Below are 18210 nucleotides of genomic sequence, written 5' to 3' on the forward strand. Positions count from 1 at the left end.
GACAGCCGAAGCAGGAGTACTCAATGGCTCGAATGACCGCTGCCCGCGCGGCAGTTGAGATCCTCAAGCGCGAGGGCGTCAGCAGCGCGTTCGGTGTCCCGGGCGCGGCGATCAACCCCTTCTACGCGGCGCTCAAGGCATCCGGTGGCATCCACCACACGCTCGCCCGCCACGTCGAGGGCGCCTCGCACATGGCCGAGGGCTACACCCGCACCCGGGCCGGCAACATCGGCGTCTGCATCGGCACGTCGGGCCCGGCCGGTACCGACATGATCACCGGCCTGTACTCGGCCATCGGTGACTCCATCCCGATCCTCTGCATCACCGGCCAGGCGCCGACCGCGGTGATCCACAAAGAGGACTTCCAGGCCGTCGACATCGCCTCGATCGCGGGGCCGGTGACCAAGATGGCGGTCACCGTCCTGGAGGCGGCCCAGGTCCCGGGCGTCTTCCAGCAGGCCTTCCATCTCATGCGCTCCGGCCGTCCCGGCCCCGTCCTCATCGACCTGCCGATCGATGTCCAGCTCGCCGAGATCGAGTTCGACCCGGAGACCTACGAGCCCCTCCCGGTCTACAAGCCCGCCGCGAGCCGCGCCCAGATCGAGAAGGCGCTCGGCATGCTGAACGCCGCCGAACGTCCGCTGATCGTCGCCGGCGGCGGTGTCATCAACGCCGACGCCGCCGAACTCCTCGTCGAGTTCGCCGAGTTGACCGGCGTCCCGGTCGTCCCCACCCTGATGGGCTGGGGCGTCCTGCCCGACGACCACGAGCTGAACGCCGGCATGGTCGGCCTCCAGACCTCGCACCGCTACGGCAACGCGACCTTCCTGGAGTCCGACTTCGTCCTCGGCATCGGCAACCGCTGGGCCAACCGCCACACCGGCAAGCTCGACGTCTACACGGCCGGCCGCACATTCGTGCACGTCGACATCGAGCCCATGCAGATCGGCAAGATCTTCGCGTCCGACTACGGCATCGCCTCCGACGCCAAGGCCGCCCTGGAGCTGTTCGTGTCCGTGGGAAGGGAGTTGAAGGCCAAGGGCCGGTTGCCGGACCGCTCCGACTGGGCGGCCGCCGCCCAGGAGAAGAAGGCGAGGCTCCAGCGGCGTACGCACTTCGACGACATCCCGATCAAGCCGCAGCGCGTCTACGAGGAGATGAACAAGGCCTTCGGCCCGGAGACCCGGTACGTCTCCACCATCGGCCTCTCGCAGATCGCCGGCGCCCAGATGCTGCACGTCTTCAGGCCGCGCCACTGGATCAACTGCGGCCAGGCGGGCCCCCTGGGCTGGACGATCCCGGCCGCGCTGGGTGTCGCCAAGGCCGACCCGGAGGCGTCCGTCGTCGCCCTCTCCGGCGACTATGACTTCCAGTTCATGATCGAGGAGCTGGCGGTCGGGGCCCAGCACCGGATCCCGTACGTCCATGTCCTGGTGAACAACGCCTACTTGGGCCTGATCCGTCAGGCGCAGATCGGTCTGGACATCAACTTCCAGGTCAACCTGGAGTTTGAGAACATCAACTCGCCGGAGCTGGGCGTCTACGGCGTCGACCACATCAAGGTCGTCGAGGGCCTCGGCTGCAAGGCGATCCGGGTCACCGACCCCGGCGAGCTGGGCGCCGCCTTCGAGCAGGCGAAAAAGCTCGCCGCCGAGTTCCAGGTCCCGGTGGTCGTCGAGGCGATCCTCGAACGTGTCACCAACATCGCGATGAGCAAGACGAACGACATCAGCAACGTCGTCGAGTTCGAGGAGATCGCGACCGAGCCGGGGCACGCGCCGACGTCGATCAGGACCCTGAAGGTCTGACGTACTGACGTATCCGGTTGCGCCAAGGGCGGCCCGTCCTCACGGACGGGCCGCCCTTGCGCGTGCTTCCCCCGTACGGGCCCGCCGCCCCCGTGTCGGCGGGCCCGTACGGGAGTGAATGTGCCCGTCTCAGGGGGTGGTTGAAGCCTCCTGAACCATGTTTAGAGCTTGATTTGAGGTTTTGTGGCCGACTCAGTGCTCGTGGTGCTCGGACAGTCCCGGCCAGTCGTCCGGGCCGCCGCCCTGCCACTCCACGATGTCCTCGTCCTCCACCTCGATCCGGTCCAGGTCGGCGAGGCGCAGCAGTTCCACCACGTCGTCCAGGTGGGAGGCGAGGCCGAGGTTCTCGTCGTCCGCGGTGACCCGCCGGGAGCCGTCCAGGGCCGGCGGGTGCACCACGACATGCGGGTGGTGCGTTGGATGTGCCATGCCTTCAGCCTCCTGCGCGCGGGCCGTATCCGCACCCCGGGAACGCCGAAGAGCGCCGGATACGGGACTGTCCGTATCCGGCGCTTCGGGTGTTACCGGTGTTGTTGGGACCGCGGCGGCCGCGACGGAACCGGGGGTCTCCTTCCCTCAGGTCGAGAAGGAGAGGCCGGGACCTTCACCACCGCACTGGCTCGCACGCCGCCGCGGTCCATACCCTGCCCGCGCCCGGTGCCGGGCGACGACCCCTCATCCGAGTCGATCGGCGGTCGGGTGGGGGCAGGGAGTCAGGGGGTTCTCAGGGGGTTCTCGGGGGAGTTCAGTCCTCGCGCAGGGCGTGGACCGCCTCTTCCACGCGCTTGCCGTACTCCGGGTCGGCGGCGTGGAAGTGGGCCAGGTTCTTCTCGATCACGTCGTCGCGGGAGACCTGCGCGAGGCCGCCGGCGATGTTCGCGACGAGGCGGGACTTCTCGTCCTCGGACATCAGGCGGTACAGCTCGCCCGCCTGGAAGAAGTCGTCGTCCTTGGTGTGGAGCGGGGCCACGTGGGTGCCGGTGTGGCCGTTGACCGCGAGGGGCGCCGACAGCGGGCGGCCGGTCTCCACCGGGCCGTCGTAGGAGTTCGGCTCGTAGTTCTTCGCCGCGCGACCCTGCGCGTTGGACGCCATGAAGCCGTCGCGGCCGTAGCTCTGCGCGGTCGTCGCCTTCGGCGCGTTCACCGCGAGCAGGGTGTGGTTGACGCCCAGGCGGTAGCGGTGCGCGTCCGCGTAGGCGAACAGACGGCCCTGGAGCATCTTGTCGGGGGAGGGGCCGATGCCCGGCACGAAGTTGTTCGGGGAGAACGCCGCCTGCTCGACCTCGGCGAAGACGTTGTCGGGGTTGCGGTCCAGGACCAGGCGGCCGACGCGCCGCAGCGGGTAGTCGCCGTGCGGCCACACCTTGGTGAGGTCGAAGGGGTTGAAGCGGTAGTCGGCCGCCTCGGCCGCCGGCATGACCTGCACGTACAGCGTCCAGGAGGGGTTCACCCCGCGCTCGATGGCCTGGAGCAGGTCGGTCTGGTGCGAGTTGGGATCCGCGCCCGCGATCTCGGCGGCCTGCTCGGAGGAGAGGCTGCGGACGCCCTGGTTGGTCTTGAAGTGGTACTTGACGAAGAAGGCCTCGCCGTCGGCGTTCGTCCACTGGTAGGTGTGCGAGCCGTAGCCGTTCATGTGGCGGTACGACGCCGGGATGCCGCGGTCGCCCATCAGCCAGGTCACCTGGTGCGTGGCCTCGGGGGCGTGCGCCCAGAAGTCCCAGACGTTGTCAGGCTCCTGCTTGCCGGTGAACGGGTCGCGCTTCTGCGAGTGGATGAAGTCCGGGAACTTGATCGGGTCCTTGACGAAGAAGACGGGCGTGTTGTTCCCGACGAGGTCGTAATTGCCCTCTTCCGTATAGAACTTGACCGCGAAGCCGCGTGGGTCACGCACCGCGTCCGCACCGCCGAGCGAGTCGGCCACGGTGGAGAAGCGCAGGAAGACCTCGGTCCGCCTGCCGACCGTGCTCAGGAAGTCGGCGTGGGTGAAGCCGGTGACGTCGTCGGTCACCTCGAAGTAGCCGTACGCGCCGGACCCGCGGGCGTGCACTACGCGCTCGGGGATGCGCTCGCGGTTGAACCGGGCGAGCTTCTCCAGCAAGTGCTGGTCCTGGAGGAGGAGGGGTCCGCCGATGCCGGCGGAGGCGGAGTTCTGGTTGTCGGCGACCGGGGCGCCGGACTCGGTCGTGAGCACGCGCTTCGACATCGTGGACCTTCCGTACGGGTGGGCAGCGGAGACCTTTGGAAAACTTCTTCCGCTTTGTGGAGCCTAGGTTTGGGGCGATCCGGACGTCAACAGTTTGTTGAAGTGGATTGCGTGATGGATTCCGGGCCGCGGCGGCGCCTGGGCGCGACAGGACAGTTGTCAGCGCCGCCGCGGCCCGGAAGTCTCGGGTGGGGTCAGACCTGGGCGCCGGAGAGGCGCTCGACGGCCCGCAGCAGGGCCGAGTGGTCGAGCCCGCCGTCGCCCTGCGCACGCAGGCTCGCGACCAGCTGGGCGACCACGGCGCCGACCGGCAGGGCCGCGCCGACGTTGCGGGCAGCGTCCGTCACGATGCCCATGTCCTTGTGGTGGAGGTCGATACGGAAGCCCGGCTTGAAGTCGCGGTTCAGGAAGTTGTCCTTCTTGCGCGTCAGCACGGTGGACCCCGCGAGTCCGCCGTTGAGGACGTCGAGCGCCGCCTTCAGGTCCACGCCGGACTTCTCCAGGAAGACCACGGCCTCGGCGCACGCCTGGATGTTCACCGCGACGATCAGCTGGTTCGCCGCCTTCACGGTCTGCCCCGACCCGTGCGGACCGCACAGCACGATGGTCTTGCCGAGCGCCTCGAAGATCGGCTTCGCCTCGTCGAAGTCCGCCTGCGCCCCGCCGATCATGATCGACAGCACGGCCTCGACCGCACCGGCCTCACCGCCGGACACGGGGGCGTCCAGGACGCGGATGCCCTTGTCCGCCGCGGCCTTCGCCAGGTCGACGGAGGTCTGTGGGGTGATCGACGACATGTCGATGAGAAGGGCGCCGGACCGCGCGTTCTCCAGGATCCCGTCCGGGCCGTACGCGATGGCCTCGACCTGCGGGGACGCGGGAACCATCGTGACGACGACATCCGCGTCCCGCACGGCCTCGGCGATTGAACCGGCGGCGGTGCCTCCGGCGGCGGTGAGCCGGTCGAGCTTGTCCTGCTCCAGGGTGAAGCCGGTGACGTTGTAACCCGCCTTGATGAGGTTCTCGGACATCGGGGAGCCCATGATGCCGAGGCCTATCCAGGCGATCTTGGGGAGGGTGGTGGTCATGGGGTACCTCTCTGACTGCTGCGATACGTCGGTGAATTGGCGTCGGTGGGGCACTTTTCAGCGCCGGTCCAGGTCACTTCAGCCCGTCCGGCGTTTGAGGACGAGGCCCTTTCGGGGCCGAAGCGGGGGTCTGGGGGCGGCAGCCCCCAGCGAGGCCCACATCAACGAGCGGCGCGCGCTTCAACCGGCAGCCACTCGAACGCTTCGGCGCTGGGCCGGTCACCCGCCTTGTACTCCAGGCCGACCCACCCCTCGTACCCGGCCTTCGTCAGCTGGTCGAGCAGCTCAGCCAGCGGCAGCGACCCCGTACCCGGCGCTCCACGCCCCGGGTTGTCGGCGATCTGCACGTGGCCGGTCTTCGACGCGTACTGCTCGATCACCGACGGCAGGTCCTCACCGTTCATGGACAGGTGGTAGAGGTCCATGAGGAAGCGGGCATTGCCCAGCCCCGTCGCGTGATTCACCTTGTCGACGATCCCGACGGCGGCCGGAGCCGACACCAGCGGGTACAGCGGTGACTCGGGTTTGTTCAGCGCCTCGATCAGAAGAATCGCGCCGATCCGGTCGGCCGCCCGCGCCGCGAGGACCAGGTTCTCCAGCGCGAGCGCATCCTGCTCGGCCGGATCGACGCCGTCGACACGGTTGCCGTAGAGCGCGTTGAGGGCCTTGCACCCCAGCGATTCGGCGAAGTCGGCGGCCACGTCGATGTTGGCGCGGAACCGCTCCGACTCCTCGCCGGGGATGGACAGGGCGCCGCGGTCCGGGCCCGGGAGCTGTCCGGCGTAGAAGTTCAGGCCCGTCAGCTGGACGCCCGCGTCCTCGATCGCCTTCTTGAGGGCGTCGAGTTCGGACCGCTCGGGGGTGGGGGAGTCGACCCAGGGCCACCACAGCTCGACCGCGGTGAAGCCGGCCGCGGCGGCGGCCGCGGGGCGCTCCAGGAGCGGGAGTTCCGTGAAGAGGATCGACAGGTTGACGTTGAAGCGCTGCTCTGCGGCTGTGCTCAATTCAAAACCTGGCATCGGGCCGGCGCTCCCTTCCGTGTCGTGATTCCGTATAGCGGAAGTTTGTTTCTGCTTAATGGAAGATTGCCGCCGCGTGTCGCCGCTTGTCAAGAGGGGGTCGGCGGAAGACCGTGCCGCGCGTTAGGTTGAGCGCGTGCGATTGCGAGTGGAGTTCACGACCGAGCCCTTCGATCTCGACGAGGCGCCTGCTCACGCGCTCGTGGCCCGCGAGGTCATCGAGGCCGCCGAGCTCGACGCCGTCGACGTCGGCCCGTTCGGCAACACGGCCGAGGGCGGCGCCGACGCGGTGCTGACCGCCGTGGACGCGCTGCTGCGCAAGACCCTGGAGGCCGGCGCCACCCGCGTCTCCCTGCAGGTGAACGTCGTCGTCGGGGAGGACGGGAAGTGACCGGCGCGGGGGACGAGCCCTTCATCACGGCCGTGAAGCCGCTGGTCGACGCCATGGGCGGCGAGATGGTCCCGCCGGACGAGGCCGGTGCCGACGACGTCGTGCTCTCCTGGGAGGGCGTCGACGTGGTCGCCGTACGGCTGCCGCAGCTGGCGGACTCGCTCGATCACATCCTGGCCGCCATGGAGCGCAAGAAGGGCAAGCCGCTCGCCGACCTGGACCGCAAGTCCAAGCAGGAGGTCGTACGGATACTGGAGGCGCGCGGCGCCTTCTCCGTGCGGCATGGCGTGGAGACCGTCGCGAGCGCGCTCGGCGTCAGCCGCTTCACCGTCTACAACTACCTCAACCGCGAGAAGGAAGCCTGAGCCCCGGGTTTCGTAACCCCGAATTTTCAACAAAGTGTTGACGCGGTGTTCTGGAGGGCGTTAGCTGTCCGCAGCCCGTTCAGTACGAAGGCCGGTTACGGCCACGGAGGCTCCCGTGACTTCGACTCCCACGCCACCGGGCCTGGCCCGGTTCAACGCCCTGGAGGAGCACGCGGCCTTCGCCGCACTTCATGAGGCGTGCGCCTCCACCGCCTGGGCCCGGCGCCTGCTCGCCGCCCGCCCCTACGCCTCCCCCGAGGACCTCTACACCGCCAGTGATGCGGGGATGGCCGAGCTGACCGTCGTAGACCTGGAAGAGGCGATGGCCGGGCACCCCCCGATCGGCCGCCCCAAGCCGGGCGATCCGACCTCCTCCCGGGAGCAGCGCGGCATGGCCGGCGCCTCCGAGGCGCTCAAGGCGGAGATGCTCGAACTGAACCTGGCCTACCAGGAGAAGTTCGGCCATGTCTTCCTGATCTGCGCGACCGGCCGGACCGGCGAGCAGATGCGGGACGCGGTCAAGGAGCGGATCGGCAACGCGCCGGAGCAGGAGCGCGAGATCGTCCGCACCGAGCTGGGCAAGATCAACCGTATCCGCCTGGCCCGATTCGTCGAGGAAGACTGAAGAGGACGCCCGTGCCCATGAGTACCAGCACCACCGCCTCCGTCTCCACGCACATCCTGGACACCTCCGTCGGCCGCCCCGCCGAGGGCGTCGCCATCCAGCTCGCCGCCCGCTCGGGGCGGTCCGCCCATTACGGGCAAGGAGGGGACTGGCAGGCGCTCGGCGGCTCCGCGACCGACGCGGACGGCCGGTGCAAGGACCTGCCGGCGCTGCCGGCCGGCACCACACACGTACGGCTCGACTTCGCCGTCGAGGCGTATTTCTTGAAGTCCGAGAACAAGCAAGCCGATGCGCAGCAGGACGCCCCCGCGAACCGGGACAGCGATGCGTTTTTTCCAGAGGTAGCGATCACTTTCGCCGTCAAGCCCGGCGAGCACTACCACGTACCGCTGCTGCTCAACCCGTTCGGCTACTCCGTATACCGAGGGAGCTAGCAGACACATGGCAGACAATTCCCGCCCTGCCCACCCTGTGATCCTGGGACAGAACCAGTACGGCAAGGCCGAGAACCGAGTCGTAAAGATCACGCGGGACGGCGCCACCCATCACATCAAGGACCTCAATGTGTCCGTGTCGCTGAGCGGCGACATGGACGAGGTCCATTACTCCGGCTCGAACGCCAACGTCCTGCCGACGGACACCACCAAGAACACGGTGTACGCCTTCGCCAAGGAGTACGGCATCGAGTCCGCCGAGCAGTTCGGCATCCACCTCGCCCGGCACTTCGTGACCTCGCAGGCGCCGATCAAGACGGCCCGTATCCGCATCGAGGAGTACGCCTGGGAGCGCATCGAGGCCTCCGACGCCAACTCCAAGTTCATCGGCGCCGACGAGGTCAAGCACTCCTTCGTCCGCAAGGGCCAGGAGACCCGGGTCACCCAGATCACCTACGACGGTGAGTCCTGGGAGGTCATCTCGGGCCTCAAGGACCTCGTTGTGATGAACTCGACCAACTCCGAGTTCTGGGGCTACGTCAAGGACAAGTACACGACGCTCCCCGAGGCGTACGACCGCATCCTCGCCACCCAGGTCTCCGCCCGCTGGCGCTTCAACTGGTCCGACGACGAGCAGAAGATGCCCAGTTGGGAGAAGTCCTACGAGCAGGTGCGGAAGCACATGCTCCAGGCCTTCGCCGAGACGTACTCGCTGTCGCTCCAGCAGACCCTGTACCAAATGGGCTCGCGGATCATCAACAACCGTAGTGAGATCGACGAGGTGCGCTTCTCGCTCCCCAACAAGCACCATTTCCTTGTGGACTTGGAGCCGTTCGGGCTCAAGAACGCCACCGAGGACGGTGCTGTGTACTTCGCCGCCGACCGGCCCTACGGGCTCATCGAGGCCACCGTCCTGCGGGACGGCTGCGAGCCGAAGATCCCGGTGGATCTCACCAACCTCTGAACCAGTCTCCGAACCAGCCTCTGAGCAACTCCCTTCGCGGCACCCGTGGCCCGCCTCCTGTGCGGGCCGCGGTACTCAAATCCCAGGGTCCTGCCGTGCCCACTCCATACCGTGCAAAGGACGAACCATGGCAGCAGACCGGCGCATCGTCATCGAGAACTGTTCGATCGCGACGGTGGACGCCGACGACACCGAGTACGCGAACGGGTACGTGGTCGTCGTCGGCAACCGCATCGAGGCGCTCGGCGCGGGCAAGGCCCCCGAGGGCCTGGAGAACGTCGTACGCCGTATCGACGCCTCGGGCCACCTGGTGACCCCCGGTCTGATCAACACCCACCACCACTTCTACCAGTGGATCACCCGGGGCCTGGCCACCGACCACAACCTCTTCAACTGGCTCGTCGCGCTGTACCCGACCTGGGCGCGCATCGACGAGCGGATGGTCTCCTCGGCGGCCCAGGGATCGCTCGCGATGATGGCCCGCGGCGGCGTCACCACCGCCATGGACCACCACTACGTCTTCCCCAAGGGCTCCGGCGACCTGTCCGGCGCGATCATCCGCGCCGCCCGCGAGATGGGCGTCCGCTTCACGCTCGCCCGTGGCTCCATGGACCGCAGCGAGAAGGACGGCGGCCTGCCCCCGGACTTCGCCGTCGAGACCCTGGAGGGCGCGCTGGCCGCGACCGAGGCGACCGTCGACGAGCACCACGACGCCTCCTTCGGCGCGATGACCCAGGTGGCCGTCGCTCCCTGCTCGCCGTTCTCCGTCTCCACCGAACTCATGCGGCAGGGCGCGGAGTTGGCCCGCCGCAAGGGCGTACGGCTGCACACGCACGGCTCGGAGACCGTCGAGGAGGAGCAGTTCTGCAAGGAGCTGTTCGGGATGGGCCCGACCGAGTACTTCGAGTCGACGGGGTGGCTCGGCGAGGACGTGTGGATGGCGCACTGCGTCCACATGAACGACTCCGACATCGCCGCCTTCGCCCGCACGAAGACCGGCGTCGCCCACTGCCCCTCCTCCAACGCCCGCCTCGCCGCCGGCATCGCCCGCGTCCCCGACATGCTCGCCGCCGGCGTCCCGGTCGGCCTCGGCGTCGACGGCACCGCCTCCAACGAGTCCGGCGAACTCCACACCGAGCTGCGCAACGCCCTCCTCATCAACCGCCTCGGCGCACACCGGGAAGCGGCCCTGAACGCCCGCCAGGCCCTGCGTCTCGGCACCTACGGCGGCGCCCAAGTCCTGGGCCGGGCAAGCGAGATCGGCTCCCTGGAGCCCGGCAAGCTCGCCGACCTGGTGCTGTGGAAGCTCGACACGCTGGCCCACGCCTCCATCGCCGACCCGGTCACCGCGCTGGTCTTCGGCGCGGCGGCCCCGGTCACCCTCTCCCTCGTGGGCGGCGAGCCGGTCGTCGAGAACGGCCGCCTGCTGCACGTCGACGAGGACGCGATCGCCCGCTCGACGCGCGAGCAGGCGCAGCGTTTGGCGCGGATCGCCGCGCAGGGCTGACCAGTTGAACATCGTCGGCTGAAGTTCTCCGGCCAAAGATCTCCGGTCGAGGGGGACGGCCCTCGACCGGTGGCCGTGGACCCCATCGGGGTCCAGGGCGGCCGTGCCCGGGGCGCGCATGGACGTGCGCGCCCCGGAACGGTCACCGTCACCCCCCTCACCAACACGGCCCCGCACGGCCGCGCATCACCTCCTTGAAACCCACGTCAGAGCCGACGTGCTGTTAACCGACCGGAGGAGCCGCCCCATGTCCGCCCACCCCGTTGACGAAAAACTCCCCGCACTCAAAATGGCCACCACGGGCCTGCAACACGTGGCCGCCATGTACGCCGGAGTCGTCGCCCCGCCCCTGATCGTCGGCGCGGCCATCGGCCTGACCGGCACCGAACTCACCTTCCTCACCGGCGCCTGCCTGTTCACGGCCGGCCTCGCCACCTTCCTGCAGACCCTGGGCTTCTGGAAGGTCGGCGCCCGGCTGCCCTTCGTCAACGGCGTCACCTTCGCCGGTGTCGCCCCCATGACCGCGATCGTCGCCTCCACCGAGGACAAGTCCGACGCCCTGCCGATCATCTTCGGCGCGGTCATCGTCGCCGGAGTCCTGGGCTTCATAGCCGCCCCCTTCTTCAGCAAGGCGGTCCGCTTCTTCCCGCCGGTCGTCACCGGCACGGTGATCACGCTGATCGGGGTGTCCCTGCTTCCGGTCGCCTTCGGCTGGGCGCAGGGCCCCAACCCCGGTGCGGACGACTACGGTTCGACGACCTATCTGGGCTTGGCCGCGGCAACTCTCGTGATCGTGCTGCTGCTTCGCCGCTTCACCCGGGGCTTCGTCAAGCAGATCGCGGTCCTGCTCGGCCTGGTCGTCGGCACGCTCGTCGCGATCCCCTTCGGTGTCACGGACTTCGGGCCGGTCGCCGACGCGGATGTCGTCGGCTTCCCGACGCCGTTCCACTTCGGGGCACCGCAGTTCCAGGTCGCCGCGATCGTGTCGATGTGCGTGGTGATGGTGGTCTCGATGACCGAATCCACCGCCGACATGCTGGCGTTGGGCGAGATCGTCGAACGCCCCGCGGACGAGCGGACGATCGCCGCGGGGCTGAGGGCCGACACCCTCGGCTCGGCCCTCAGCCCCCTCTTCAACGGCTTCATGTGCAGCGCCTTCGCGCAGAACATCGGCCTGGTCGCCATGACCCGCATCCGCAGCCGCTACGTCGTCGCCACCGGCGGCGGCTTCCTGGTGCTGATGGGCCTGTGCCCGATGGCCGCGTCGCTCATCGCCGTCGTACCGCGCCCGGTTCTCGGCGGGGCGGGCGTGGTCCTGTTCGGCTCGGTCGCCGCGAGCGGCATCCAGACCCTGGTGCGGGCCGGCCTGGACAAGGACAACAACGTCCTGATCGTCGCCGTCTCCCTGGCCGTCGGGATCATCCCCATCACGGCGCCGGAGTTCTACCACTCCTTCCCGGAGACGGCGAAGATCGTCCTGGACTCGGGTATCTCGACGGGCTGCCTTGCCGCGGTCGTCCTCAACCTCGTCTTCAACCACCTCGGCAGGGCCCGCGAGGCCGACGACGACGTGACGGCGCCGATGGAACCGGTCGCGCCTCAGCCGATCCGGTAACTGTCCCCGTACACCTTCCACGTGAGCGGCGTGTCCAGGTCGAGATTGCCCTTCTTGAGAAAGACCCGTTGGGCGGTCTCGACCCTGCTCACGTCGCTGTGGGCCTCCTCCTGCTTCATCGCCCAGACCCGGGCGTCGAGGAAGGCGTGCAGATACGTCGTCTCGTTGCCGCCGTCCGCCGGGGTGTCCGCGTTCTTGCGCGCCCTCTGGCGGATGCCGCCGAAGCTGACGGCGTTGTTGCCGGGGCCGTGCATGACCATCGCGTCGTAGTAGATGAACTGGCCGAGCGTGCCGACGCCGTCCTTCTTGGCGCGGGAGATTGCCGGATCGAAGCAGCCGCGGTCGCGTTCGTCGCGCTGGGCCTTGCGGAACCCGGAGGTCTTGGCCGCCTTGTGCCAGGCCGTGACGAACCCCGTGCCCAGCCCCTTGTGCGAGTCGGTGCCGTCCACCGCGCGCAGCGCGGGCAGGTACTTGGCCAGCACACTGCCCGGGTGCCGCTCGGTGTACAGCTCGACGAGGGCCAGCATGTCGCTCGTACCGGAGCAGAAACCGATGATCCCGCCGGTGTAACCGCGGCCGTCGCCTATGTCCTTGATGAACCTGTACTGCGCCTCCCAGTCCAGCGAGGAGTTCTCCGCGCTGGACACCAGCCGCATCGCGATGGCCTTCTTGCCGGCCCTGTCCAGCCCGGTCGCGGTCGACGCCTCGGCCGACGGCCACTGGGTGGCCAGCACCCCGGCGCCGAGGGCGGCGAGCAGGGTGCGGCGGGCGGCTGTTCTGCGGTGAATCGGCACGTCATCTCCAAGGAGGGCGCTGTGAAAGGCAGTCGAGACTTGCGCGCCAACTTGGGAAAGCCGTGGGGAGCGATTAGGAAGTCAATGTGAGTCACTGTGAGTTGATCACGGCCGCGGGACCGGGCCACGCCAGGAGGTTGGCGAGCAACTCGGCCTGCTCCACGGCGTCGTCGAGAGCGGGGTGCGTATGCGGCCACCTGAACAACAACTCGCGCGGCGGGCTCGCCCCGGTGAAGTGGATCAGATACCAGCAGAGAAACATCCAGTCGTACGACGCCGGGTACCCGCACATCATCGGCTGCGCACCCACGCCCACCACCGGCGTTCACCGCTCCCGGCCCGCCCGCAGTACCCCCGCCGCCAGCGCCAGCGCCCCCGCCGCGATCAATGTGGCCACCCGGAACGCCAGCTGGTAGCCCTCGGCCGTGGCCGGGATCAGTTCCGTGCCCCGGCTGAGCAGGCCGTCGGTGTGGCTTGCCGCGAGGGTCGACAGTGCTGCCAGGCCCAGCGAACCACCCACCACCTGCGTGGTGTTGAAGAGCCCGGACGCCAGCCCCGCGTCCTCCTCCCGGGCTCCCGACATGGCGAGCCCGGTCAGCGCCGGCATCGCGGCGGCGAACCCGGCGGCGAGCAGGAGCAGTGGCGGGAGTACGTCCGTGACGTACGAGCCGTCCACCGGAGCGCGGCCCAGCAACGCCATCCCGGCGGTGATCAGCACCAGCCCCGCCAGCAGCACCCGGTACGGGCCGAACCGGCCGATGGTGCGTGCGGACAGGCCCAGCATCAGCACGCCGATCACGATCGGCGCCGGAAGGAACGCCGTCCCCGTGGCCAACTCGCTGTAGCCCAGGACGCGTTGGAGGTAGAGCGCGCCGATGAACTGGAAGCCGTACATCGTCGCGATCATCAGGATCTGGACGGCGTTCGCGCCGGTCAGCAGTCGGGAGCGGAAGAGGCGCAGCCGCAGCAGTGGGCGGCGGCCCGGGCCTGGCGGACGGTGAACGCCGTGAACAGGGCGAGGGCGAGTGCGGCCAGCAGGAGTGCGGCGGTCAGGCCGCGGTCGCCGGCGCCGACGATGACGTACACCGTGAGCATGAGCGCGGAGGTGACCAACGCCGCGCCCGGATAGTCGGCGCTCCGGCCGATCCCTCCGCTCCCCACCGAGCCCTACAGCCTCCCCGCGGACAGGACGCGCACGCGTGCCCTGTCCGCGAGGTTCTTGACAGGGTGTCCCGGAAATGGAGTGTCCAGATCCTGGTGGCCGCCGCCCACGGACCCATCCGCTTCACCGAGTTGGAACGCAGCGTCGAGGGCATCAGCCGCCGCATGCTGACCCTGACCCTGCGCAACGTGGAGCGCGACGGCCTCGTCACCCGCACCGTGTTCCCGACGGTGCCGCCGAAGGTCGAGTACGAACTCACCCCGGTCGCCCGCGAGTTGCACGAGACCCTGCAACGCCTGACGGACTGGGCGGAGCGGAACCGCCTCCACATCGCCGAGTCACGTGCGGCCTACGACGCCGAGCATCAGCCGGAGCTGCTCGACGTGTAGACCGCCGGGATCACAGCCGGAAAGGCGTCACATCGCTCGCCAGCGCCCGGAAGTACTCCTTCGGGTCCGTGACCAGCTTCCGCTCCCTGAGATCCAGCAGCCCGCCCACCGCCGAGATCTCGGCGGCCACGGTGCCGTCGCCCGTCTTGCGTATCGTCTGCTCGATCCGGAACGTCTTGCCCTCGCCCCAGACGAAGTCGCAGGTCACCTCCACCTCGTCACCCGCCAGCAGCTCCCGCTTGTAGCGGATGGTGGTCTCCAGGGCGACGGGGCCGACTCCCTTGGCCATGAGACCGGCCTGGCTTATCCCGGCGGCCTGCAGTAGCGCCCAGCGGCAGTGCTCCGCGTAGTTGATGTACACGGCCTGGTTGAGGTGGCCCTGTACATCGGTTTCGTATCCGCGGACGGTCACTTGGACGGAAAACGGTTCGGACACGGCTTGGCCTCTCCAACTGGTGTATTGGACACGCTGATTGACCGATCTTGGCATGTCCGTCAAGAACGACGCGGAGAAGCGAGCAGATAACGAGCCCTCGTACGCGGGTCCGTGTGCTCCCCGACCTGCCAGCCCGCCTTCTCCAGCGTGGCCGAGCAGGCCCGGAGCGCTTCGGCGTCCGGTTCGTGCACGGCGACGGCCTCCGGCTGCGGGGTCGCGCGCACCCGGTAGCCCGCCGGTTCCGGGCCCGCCGGGCGGTGTCCGGCCGCCTCCAGGGCGAGTGCGGCGGCCTGCACCAGATGGGTCCGCTCCCAGCCGCAGGGCCGGTCCGTGGCACCGTCCGGGTTCGTCATCCGGCGCAGCTCCAGTAGCCCCTGCCAGGCGCTGTGCACCTCGCGCACTCGGGAGGCACCCCCTGCCGGGATCTCCTCCTCGCCGCCGACGCGCGCGGCGAACACGCCTGTGGGAGGGGAGGTCTCGACGGCGGGCTCCGGGTCGGCCGGGGCCACGTCCTCCCGTATTCGATGTCCCGCCGGTGTCAGAAAGTGGTCGTGCGGCGGGCGCGGGTGACGGAACGCGAGCCCCCGCTTCACCAGCGCCGCGAGCTGCGCCTCCGTACCCCTGAGCCGTCCGGTCACGGGATCGGCGGCGTCGATGACACGGCGCTGTGCGGCGGTCGGCGGTCGTGTCATGACGTACTCCTCCCTGAAGCCCCTGTAGCCCCTGTAGCCCCTGTAGCCCCTGTAGCCCCCAAATTGGGTTGCCCGGCGATCCCCGGTCAGCCCATTCGAAGACTACGACCAGGGTCTGACATTCCACCCCGCGATCACCGGCCGCCCGTGCTCGGTGCCCAGCCGGCTCACCGTCCCGGTCGACAGCTGGAACAGCGCGCCCGCCGACGGGGGCAGGCCCAGTCGGCGGGCGGTCAGGACGCGCAGGTAGTGGCCGTGCGCCACCAGGACGACGACGCCCTCGGTGTTGGCGAGCGCGGCGTCCACCTTGGCCAGTACGCGGTCGGCGCGCTCGCCGACCTGCTCCGGGGTCTCGCCCGGGTGCTCCGGCGGCCCGGGGGCGACCCCGTCGGTGAACAGGAACCAGTCCGGCCGCTCGCGCTGGATCTCGACGGTGGTGATCCCCTCGTACCCGCCGTAGTCCCACTCCCGCAGATCCATGTCGATCCGCGCCCCGTCGATCCCGATGAGCTCGGCCGTCTCCCGGGCCCGTTGCAGCGGGCTGACGAACGCGGCGCCGATCCGGTGCGAACGGATCAGCGGAACCAGCCGCCGCGCCTCCTCCCGCCCGTTCTCGGTCAGCGGAACGTCCGTCCACCCCGTGTGCCGCCCCGACCTGGACCACTCGGTCTCACCGTGCCGGACCAGAAGAAGATCACCCATACCTCACAGGCTAGGGCCTGCCTTTCGGATCACCCCGGGGCGGCGACATGGCGTACGGCCAGGTCGGTCGAGCCCCCCAACCGCTACTGCCGGTACCCGCTCAGGAACCGCCCGATCCGCCCGATCGCCGCTTCCAGGTCGTCCGCGTGGGGCAGCGTGAGGATGCGGAAGTGGTCGGGGGTGGGCCAGTTGAAGCCGGTGCCCTGTACCACCTGGATCTTCTCCCGCAGCAACAGGTCCAGGACGAACTTCTCGTCGTCGTGGATCTTGTGGACCTTGGGGTCGAGGCGCGGGAACGCGTACAGCGAGCCCTTCGGCTTGACGCAGGACACGCCGGGGATCTCGTTGAGCTTCTCCCAGGCCACGGTGCGCTGTTCGTGCAGCCGACCACCGGGCGCGGTCAGTTCGTGGATGGACTGGCGGCCGCCGAGCGCGGCCTGGATGGCGTACTGCGCGGGTGCGTTGGCGCACAGCCGCATGGAGGCCAGCATGGTCAGGCCCTCCAGGTAGCTCTTGGCGTGCTGCTTCGGGCCGGTGATCACCAGCCAGCCCGAGCGGAAGCCGGCCACCCGGTAGGTCTTCGACAGGCCGCAGAAGGTCAGGACGACCAGGTCGGGGGCGAGCGCGGCGACCGAGTGGTGCACGGCGTCGTCGTAGAGGATCCGGTCGTAGATCTCGTCGGCGAAGACCATCAGGCCGTGCCGGCGGGCGAGGTCGAGGATGCCCTCGATGATCTCCTTCGGGTAGACCGCGCCCGTGGGGTTGTTGGGGTTGATGATGACGACGGCCTTGGTGCGGTCGGTGATCTTCGCGGCCATGTCGTCCAGGTCCGGGTACCAGTCGGCCTGTTCGTCGCAGAGGTAGTGGACCGCCTTGCCGCCCGCGAGGGTCGTCACCGCCGTCCAGAGGGGGAAGTCCGGGGCGGGGATGAGGATTTCGTCGCCGTCCTCGACCAGCGCCTGGACGGCCATCGAGATCAGCTCGGAGATGCCGTTGCCGAGGAAGACGTCGTCGACGCCGACCTCCAGACCCAGCGTCTGGTAGCGCCCCGCCACGGCCCGGCGGGCGGAGAGGATGCCGCGCGAGTCGGTGTAGCCGTGCGCCTGCGGGAGCATCCGGATCATGTCCTGGAGGATCTCCTCCGGCGCCTCGAAGCCGAAGAGCGCGGGGTTGCCGGTGTTGAGGCGCAGGACGCTGTGGCCCGCCTTCTCCAGTGCGTCGGCGTGCTCGATCACCGGGCCGCGGATCTCGTAACAGACCTCGCTGAGCTTGTTCGACTGCCGGAACTCCATGCGCGCTCGCCCCTCCGGTTTCGTGTGTTGCTTGGTTTTACCAAGTTCCAGCTTGGAAAGTCCAACGACATGTCTAGACTGCGTCGCATGTCACCTCGCCGAAGCTACGACCAGTACTGTTCCGCCGCCCGCGCGCTCGACCTCGTGGGCGACCGCTGGACCCTGCTGATCGTCCGGGAGCTGCTCGCCGGCCCGCGCCGCTACACCGACCTGCACGCGGACCTGCCGGGCGTGAGCACGGACGTACTCGCCTCCCGGCTGAAGGACATGGAACGGGACGGACTGGCCACCCGGCGCCGGCTGCCGCCGCCCGGAGCGGCCTATGTGTACGAACTCACTTCGCGCGGACAGGAGTTGCTGCCTGTGCTCCAGGCGCTCGGCGCTTGGGGGCAGGCCGAGCTGGGGGAGCGGCGGCCGACGGACGCCGTGCGGGCGCACTGGTTCGCGCTGCCGCTCTTGCGCGCGCTGGACGGGGAGGGGCTCGTCGAAGTCCGGCTGGAGGAAGGGCACTTCCACCTGTACGTCGGTGCCGAGGACGGGCCGGTCTACGGCGACGGGCCCGCCCCGCGCCAGCCCGACGCCCGGCTGTCACTCGACGTCGACACCTGTACGGCCATCGGCCGCGGGGAGTTGGGTGTGGCCGACGCGGTCCGTGAGGGGCGTATCGAGGTGAGCGGCGACGGCACGCTCGCCAAAGCCTTGCGAGAGGCCTGAGAAGGGCAGA

At 69.1% G+C, this 18210-nt stretch carries 20 protein-coding genes and 1 pseudogene; 10 read left to right on the plus strand and 11 right to left on the minus strand.

Going from position 1 to position 18210, the window contains the following annotated elements:
• Positions 1-23 precede the first annotated feature (23 nt).
• Positions 24-1808, plus strand: a complete 1785-nt coding sequence (gene gcl / locus AC5DRG_RS42005; RefSeq protein ID WP_491805106.1) for a glyoxylate carboligase — start codon at positions 24-26, stop codon at positions 1806-1808.
• A 192-nt stretch (positions 1809-2000) separates the two neighbouring features.
• Here the strand turns inward: gcl and AC5DRG_RS42010 are convergent, their stop codons facing one another.
• From AC5DRG_RS42010 to AC5DRG_RS42025, 4 genes are all read right to left on the minus strand, one after another.
• Positions 2001-2237: a hypothetical protein gene (locus AC5DRG_RS42010; RefSeq protein WP_491805107.1), complete on the minus strand. Its 237-nt coding sequence runs from the start codon at positions 2235-2237 to the stop codon at positions 2001-2003.
• A 316-nt stretch (positions 2238-2553) separates the two neighbouring features.
• Positions 2554-4011, minus strand: a complete 1458-nt coding sequence (locus tag AC5DRG_RS42015) for a catalase (RefSeq protein WP_491805108.1) — start codon at positions 4009-4011, stop codon at positions 2554-2556.
• Between the two features lie 194 nt (positions 4012-4205).
• Positions 4206-5099, minus strand: a complete 894-nt coding sequence (locus tag AC5DRG_RS42020) for a 2-hydroxy-3-oxopropionate reductase (protein ID WP_491805109.1) — start codon at positions 5097-5099, stop codon at positions 4206-4208.
• Between the two features lie 161 nt (positions 5100-5260).
• Positions 5261-6118 (minus strand): TIM barrel protein, encoded by an 858-nt coding sequence (locus tag AC5DRG_RS42025; RefSeq protein WP_491805110.1) that lies wholly within the window; start codon positions 6116-6118, stop codon positions 5261-5263.
• Between the two features lie 136 nt (positions 6119-6254).
• Between AC5DRG_RS42025 and AC5DRG_RS42030 the strand changes: the two genes are divergently transcribed.
• The 7 genes from AC5DRG_RS42030 (at position 6255) to AC5DRG_RS42060 (ending at position 12019) form a co-directional block, all read left to right on the plus strand.
• Positions 6255-6509 carry a YkoF family thiamine-binding protein gene (locus AC5DRG_RS42030; protein WP_491805111.1) on the plus strand — a complete coding sequence of 85 codons (255 nt, stop codon included), beginning with the start codon at positions 6255-6257 and terminating at the stop codon, positions 6507-6509.
• The gene (locus AC5DRG_RS42035; RefSeq protein ID WP_491805112.1) at positions 6506-6874 is read left to right on the plus strand and encodes a helix-turn-helix domain-containing protein; all 369 of its coding nucleotides are present in this window, start codon (positions 6506-6508) and stop codon (positions 6872-6874) included. The genes AC5DRG_RS42030 and AC5DRG_RS42035 overlap by 4 nt, the downstream gene beginning before the upstream one ends.
• 115 nt (positions 6875-6989) lie before the next feature.
• Positions 6990-7499, plus strand: a complete 510-nt coding sequence (gene uraD / locus AC5DRG_RS42040; protein WP_491805113.1) for a 2-oxo-4-hydroxy-4-carboxy-5-ureidoimidazoline decarboxylase — start codon at positions 6990-6992, stop codon at positions 7497-7499.
• A gap of 17 nt (positions 7500-7516) precedes the next feature.
• Positions 7517-7933 (plus strand): hydroxyisourate hydrolase, encoded by a 417-nt coding sequence (uraH, locus tag AC5DRG_RS42045; RefSeq protein WP_491805114.1) that lies wholly within the window; start codon positions 7517-7519, stop codon positions 7931-7933.
• A 7-nt stretch (positions 7934-7940) separates the two neighbouring features.
• Entirely contained in the window at positions 7941-8897 is a 957-nt protein-coding gene (gene pucL, locus AC5DRG_RS42050) for a factor-independent urate hydroxylase (RefSeq protein WP_491805115.1), read from the plus strand.
• A 127-nt stretch (positions 8898-9024) separates the two neighbouring features.
• Positions 9025-10404 (plus strand): 8-oxoguanine deaminase, encoded by a 1380-nt coding sequence (locus AC5DRG_RS42055; RefSeq protein WP_491805116.1) that lies wholly within the window; start codon positions 9025-9027, stop codon positions 10402-10404.
• Positions 10405-10651: 247 nt separating this feature from the next.
• Positions 10652-12019: a nucleobase:cation symporter-2 family protein gene (locus tag AC5DRG_RS42060; RefSeq protein WP_491805117.1), complete on the plus strand. Its 1368-nt coding sequence runs from the start codon at positions 10652-10654 to the stop codon at positions 12017-12019.
• On the opposite strand, the gene AC5DRG_RS42065 is transcribed toward AC5DRG_RS42060, so the two are convergent.
• The 3 genes and pseudogenes from AC5DRG_RS42065 to AC5DRG_RS42075 all read right to left on the minus strand — a co-directional run.
• Positions 12004-12813 (minus strand): chitosanase, encoded by an 810-nt coding sequence (locus AC5DRG_RS42065; protein WP_491805118.1) that lies wholly within the window; start codon positions 12811-12813, stop codon positions 12004-12006. The genes AC5DRG_RS42060 and AC5DRG_RS42065 overlap by 16 nt on opposite strands.
• A gap of 91 nt (positions 12814-12904) precedes the next feature.
• The gene (locus tag AC5DRG_RS42070; RefSeq protein ID WP_491805119.1) at positions 12905-13123 is read right to left on the minus strand and encodes a hypothetical protein; all 219 of its coding nucleotides are present in this window, start codon (positions 13121-13123) and stop codon (positions 12905-12907) included.
• A gap of 15 nt (positions 13124-13138) precedes the next feature.
• A pseudogene (locus AC5DRG_RS42075) lies at positions 13139-13962 on the minus strand (MFS transporter); the annotation flags it as partial.
• Positions 13963-14040: 78 nt separating this feature from the next.
• Between AC5DRG_RS42075 and AC5DRG_RS42080 the strand changes: the two are divergent.
• Entirely contained in the window at positions 14041-14364 is a 324-nt protein-coding gene (locus AC5DRG_RS42080) for a winged helix-turn-helix transcriptional regulator (RefSeq protein WP_491805120.1), read from the plus strand.
• A 10-nt stretch (positions 14365-14374) separates the two neighbouring features.
• Here AC5DRG_RS42080 and AC5DRG_RS42085 read toward each other — a convergent pair whose 3' ends face one another.
• The 4 genes from AC5DRG_RS42085 to AC5DRG_RS42100 all read right to left on the minus strand — a co-directional run bounded on the left by AC5DRG_RS42085 (position 14375) and on the right by AC5DRG_RS42100 (position 17486).
• Positions 14375-14800 (minus strand): acyl-CoA thioesterase, encoded by a 426-nt coding sequence (locus AC5DRG_RS42085; protein WP_491805121.1) that lies wholly within the window; start codon positions 14798-14800, stop codon positions 14375-14377.
• Between the two features lie 59 nt (positions 14801-14859).
• Positions 14860-15492 (minus strand): hypothetical protein, encoded by a 633-nt coding sequence (locus tag AC5DRG_RS42090; RefSeq protein ID WP_491805122.1) that lies wholly within the window; start codon positions 15490-15492, stop codon positions 14860-14862.
• A gap of 102 nt (positions 15493-15594) precedes the next feature.
• Positions 15595-16194 (minus strand): histidine phosphatase family protein, encoded by a 600-nt coding sequence (locus AC5DRG_RS42095; RefSeq protein ID WP_491805123.1) that lies wholly within the window; start codon positions 16192-16194, stop codon positions 15595-15597.
• Between the two features lie 83 nt (positions 16195-16277).
• Complete coding sequence (locus AC5DRG_RS42100; protein WP_491805124.1) at positions 16278-17486, minus strand: pyridoxal phosphate-dependent aminotransferase; 1209 nt, start codon at positions 17484-17486, stop codon at positions 16278-16280.
• An 87-nt stretch (positions 17487-17573) separates the two neighbouring features.
• Between AC5DRG_RS42100 and AC5DRG_RS42105 the strand changes: the two genes are divergently transcribed.
• On the plus strand, positions 17574-18200 hold the full coding sequence (locus AC5DRG_RS42105; protein WP_491805125.1) for a winged helix-turn-helix transcriptional regulator: 627 nt from the start codon (positions 17574-17576) through the stop codon (positions 18198-18200).
• Positions 18201-18210 lie beyond the last annotated feature (10 nt).

Source organism: Streptomyces sp. JLBG701 (assembly GCF_058544905.1).